This window comes from Nonomuraea sp. NPDC050691, assembly GCF_040654455.1.
GTDB lineage: Bacteria > Actinomycetota > Actinomycetes > Streptosporangiales > Streptosporangiaceae > Nonomuraea.
On the sequence record NZ_JBFAIA010000317.1, the window covers coordinates 1 to 4,206 of the forward strand.

Sequence of the window (4,206 nt, forward strand, 5' to 3'; positions counted from 1 at the left end):
CGCCACATCCACGGCTTGCCCGTCACCGCGAAGCGTCCCCGGATGACGCCCGTCACCACGACCGCGATCATGAGGTTGGAGGCGAGGGCGCCGAAGCCCACCCAGACCCCGGCCACGGGGATCACGGCCGCGGCCGGCGGGACGTGGCCGAGGCTGATCATGAGACCGATGTGGGTGAACATGTACCCCATGCCGATCGCGGCGGTGGCCCGGTGCGCGAGCTGGGCCCTGACGCGGTTCGACGGGGACAGGAAGACGCGCTCGGTCGTCAGGAGGCCGAGCCCGACAGTGGCGGTCAGCAGCACCAGGGCGAAGACCCCGGCGTAGAACTCGAGGAAGCTCACCCCCTGACCGAACACGGACATGCCGCGATCGGTCCTGGTCAGGGCGAAGACCGACAGGCCAAGCGCCATGACGGCCACGCTCAGGCCGAGCCGGACGTTGCGGGTGTCCAGCTTGGCCGGCGCGTGCCGGGGGTGTCGTCTGTGGAGCATTCATTCCCTCCAAGGTCGGTTGAGGGTGCGCCTCGGGAGGGTCCGGGGCTGTCCTGACCGCGCCGCCCACCCGGATCGCCCGTCCGGTTCCGCCGGCCCGTGACCGCCGCTCCGGCTCGCCGTGGGGCTCGCCCTCGGGACAGGGGGCCCGTTCGGCCCGGCCCTCCGGGAGGAGGACCGGGCCGGTTCCGGCCGGGCCCGGGGAGGCGGGCCCGCGCGCCGGTGCGGCGGGAGGGTGGCGTCGGGTGGCGGGCCGGCGGGCGACCCGGTGGACGGCGCGTGTCAGGTCAGCAGCGGCGGCCCCGGTTGATGCAGTTGACCACGAAGGACATCAGCTGGTTGGACATCACGTTCGCGAAGTCCGCGTGGTCGGTGATGGGGTTGTGCTGCTGTTCGGGGAAGGCGTCCACGGCGAACGAGGGACCCTGGGGAACGCTGTAGACGAGGGTCATCCGCAGCTGTGGAACAGCCTTCATGCCTCCGGGGCAGGCACCACTCTGGTCGGGGAAGACCACGTGCGTCCGGTGGTTGGCGCTGTCGGTGTTCTGCCCGTCCCAGCAACTCGGGAAGTCCAGAATACGCACGACCCCACTACCGCGCGGGCAAAGCGGATATTTGGTGGTGATTCGGTTCTGGAAGCCGGTGCAGGTCCAGGCCGCGCGGGCGTTGGCCCCGCCGTTCGTGGCCGCCTTGGCGTCGCCGGTGATCAGCCGCAGGAACCGCGGCATGGCCGTCACCCGGGACACCGCGTTGCCGCGGAACTGGAGCGTCACCGAGCGCGCACGCAGCACCTGGCCGACGTTGCCGTCCGGGTCGTTGGCGTTGACGTCCGACTTGCGGTCGCGCAGCACCGGCCAGAAGTACGTCGACTTGTCGCCGAACCGGCACGTCGTCCCCGCCGCCGCGAGGCTCTGGTCGGTGGAGAAGCCGTTCGTGGACAGGTTGCCCACGTAGTCGTGCAGGTGGTGGGCGCCGTTCGACACACCCGGCGCGACGATGAAGTTGTCCGGGTTGTTGTGGCCGTTGCGGTTGGTGCCGCACGCGGAGACGAACGTGCCGCGGGAGCCGCCCCGGCCGCGCGGCGGGTCGATCGAGGTGGGCTGGACCTGCCGGATGTCGACGAAGTCGGTCACGAACGGGCCCAGGTCGGCGCACTCCTCCTCGCCGCCGGCCGTGGGGGTGGGCGACGGGGTCGGCCGCCGGGTCGGCTGCTGCTGGTTGCCCCGGCCGCGCCGGCCGAACGTGTTCGCGTCCTGGGGCGGCTCGGCGGCCTGCTGGTCGTTCTGCCGGCCGTCCTGGTCGGCCTGCTGGTCGCCCTGGTCCTGGCCGTTCCGGTTCGTCTGTCCGTTCTGGTCCTGGTTGTTCCGGTCCTGACCGTTCTGATCCTGACCATTCTGGTCCTGGCCGGTCGGGTCGGGCGCCGGCGAGAGCGCCCCGCCGCCCGTGCCCTGCTGCTGAACACCCTGCTGCTGATTGTTCTGCTGCTGGTTGTTCTGGCGGTTGTTGCGCTGCTGGTTGTTCTGCTGGCCCTGGTCCTGGTTCTGACCCTGGTCCTGCTGGTTCTGGCCTTGGTCCTGGTTGTTCTGACCCTGGTCCTGCTGGTTCTGGCCCTGGTCCTGGTTGTCCTGGCCTTGGTCCTGCCGGCCTTGGTCCTGCCGGCCTTGGTCCTGTCCCTGGTCTTGGTCCTGCCGGCCCTGGTCCTGGCCGTCCGGCTGCCCCTGCCGCTGGGCCCGCTGCTGCCCCTGCCGGGCCTGCTCGGCGGGGTCGCAGTGATCGGCGAGCGCCGGACTGACGCTGAAGACGGCCGCGGACACCAGACCGCCGGCCACCATGGCCAGGGCGGACACGGCCGCGGCCATGCGTCTCGATCTACTCATGGTTGTCTCCTTGTTTCGACCGCCGCGGGGGCGGGTGGAGTGGCCGAGGGGGTCGGGGGCTCAGGAAGTGCGTTGTGGTCCACCAGTCCGGTGGATTCGAGCAGCGTCATGTGCTTCATGACCACGTTCACCGCCTGTTGGGCGAACTTGCGCACCTCGTTGTTCCGCGTCCCTGACCGGACGCCCGCGACGACGGTGAAGACCTTCCCGTGCGCGGCGCGCAGCAGGTTGGCGAAGTCCCGGTCGAAGGCGGGGCCGTTCTCGGCGGCCAGTTGAGCCATCCAGCTCTGCTGGTCGGCGTTGGGCTGGTCGGGCAAGGGCACGCCCAGCTTGGCCGCGAGCTGGCGGGTGGCCACATCGAGCTTGGTGTGGTCCTCCACCAGGTGCAGGCCGACGTCCTTGACCCGCTGGGACGCCGCGCGCTCCTGCGCGTACCGTCCGACGGGTATCTCCCAGAGGCCTGCCTGCCGTACCTTGACCAGGAGGTCGCGGTCGGCCGGCCCCAGCGGGCCGGAGGGCAGCACCGTCCACTCGGCGGACACGGGCGCGGCCGACGATGGCATGACCAGGAAAATCGTCGCCACCGCGGCCACGGCGAAGCCGCCGAACATGAGGACCTCACCGCGTAGAAGCCTGTGCATGGTCGGAGGTACGCGGGGGCCAGGGGACCGGTTCACTCGTAGCGGCGAATAGTCAGAAATGACTGGAGTTATCGGAGTGGCTACCGGACTCATAACGAAGGTGTAAAGATGTGCCCCGTGCTAAGTCACCTCGACGGCAGGTTCGAGAGTGCGGATGCCGAGGCGGAGCACCGCATCGCGGTGCTCTACCAGGAGTTCGGCGGCCCTCTGCTGCGCCACATACGCAAGTCGACCGGCAACGATCTTCAATGGGCCGAGGACGTCGTACAGGAGACGCTCGTCAGGGCCTGGCGTAACTCGGCAAGACTGCAATGGGAACCGAGCCTCATATGGGCGTGGCTGCTGACCGTGGCCCGCCGCATCGTGATCGACGGTCGCCGGCGCAAGAGCGTCCGGCCCCATGAGGTCGAACCCCCCGAAGTCGACATGTTGGCGGTACCCGACGGGTCCGAGCGGGCGTTATCGGCGATAGTCGTCGCCGACGCCCTGCGGAGCCTGTCGGAAGAACACCGCGAAGTCATTGAGCAGACCTATCTCCGGGACCGTACGATAAGTGAGGCGGCGGAGATCCTGGGGATCCCACCGGGTACGGTGAAGTCCAGGCTGTATTACGGGATCCGGGCTCTGCGAGAGCTTCTGCGGGACAAGGGGGTAGCCGGCTGATGCACGAAGAGGTGGCCGCCTACGTCCTCGGTGTCCTCGACGAAGAGGAGCTGGAGGCGTTCGAGCGCCACCTCGACACGTGCCCGTCATGCCAGGAGGAGCTCAAGGAACTGGCCGCGCTCCCCGGCCGGCTCGACGAGCTCAAGCACCCCTCCGCCTCCGAAGACGATCCCCCCATGTCCATGTCACGTTGACGTCTTCACCCTTTTCGGGTGATATCGGTACGGCAAGGCATGCGTCCGGCCGCCCATGGCCGGGCGATCTGGGGGAGGTGTTCGGTGGGGCCCGACACGGCTGCGCCCATCCTCCCGTACAGGTGGGCCGGCGACGACGACGGCCCACTCCACGGCGATCGTGCCCCGCGCGCCGATCCGCCGGCTCACGGTGATCCGCCGTCCCACGCCTGGCCGCGCCGCGAGGCCGGCGTCCGCCCGCACCACAGGGCGGGCGCGCCCCGGGTGTGGGATGCTGGTATCACCGCCTTTTCCCAGCGTGGCCTGCCGCTCCACAGCGGCGGCCCCGGCATGCCGG

General features: G+C 69.8%; 5 protein-coding genes. 2 read left to right on the forward strand and 3 right to left on the reverse strand.

The window, feature by feature from the left end:
• The 3 genes from AB0H81_RS44050 to AB0H81_RS44060 all read right to left on the reverse strand — a co-directional run.
• Nucleotides 1-494: hypothetical protein (locus AB0H81_RS44050; RefSeq protein WP_358388272.1), on the reverse strand; the 494-nt coding region annotated here is incomplete at its 3' end.
• 287 nt (nucleotides 495-781) lie between these two features.
• The gene (locus AB0H81_RS44055) at nucleotides 782-2,371 is read right to left on the reverse strand and encodes a DUF1996 domain-containing protein (RefSeq protein ID WP_358388274.1); all 1,590 of its coding nucleotides are present in this window, start codon (nucleotides 2,369-2,371) and stop codon (nucleotides 782-784) included.
• Nucleotides 2,368-3,012, reverse strand: a complete 645-nt coding sequence (locus AB0H81_RS44060; RefSeq protein ID WP_358388276.1) for a DUF4142 domain-containing protein — start codon at nucleotides 3,010-3,012, stop codon at nucleotides 2,368-2,370. The genes AB0H81_RS44055 and AB0H81_RS44060 overlap by 4 nt, the downstream gene beginning before the upstream one ends.
• A 108-nt stretch (nucleotides 3,013-3,120) precedes the next feature.
• Here AB0H81_RS44060 and AB0H81_RS44065 point away from each other — a divergent pair, with 108 nt between their 5' ends.
• Together AB0H81_RS44065 and AB0H81_RS44070 are read left to right on the forward strand one after the other, a co-directional pair.
• Nucleotides 3,121-3,675 carry a sigma-70 family RNA polymerase sigma factor gene (locus AB0H81_RS44065; protein ID WP_310715716.1) on the forward strand — a complete coding sequence of 185 codons (555 nt, stop codon included), beginning with the start codon at nucleotides 3,121-3,123 and terminating at the stop codon, nucleotides 3,673-3,675.
• Nucleotides 3,675-3,869 carry a zf-HC2 domain-containing protein gene (locus tag AB0H81_RS44070; RefSeq protein WP_358388279.1) on the forward strand — a complete coding sequence of 65 codons (195 nt, stop codon included), beginning with the start codon at nucleotides 3,675-3,677 and terminating at the stop codon, nucleotides 3,867-3,869. Before AB0H81_RS44065 ends, AB0H81_RS44070 begins: the two co-directional genes overlap by 1 nt.
• The last annotated feature ends 337 nt before the right edge of the window (nucleotides 3,870-4,206 follow it).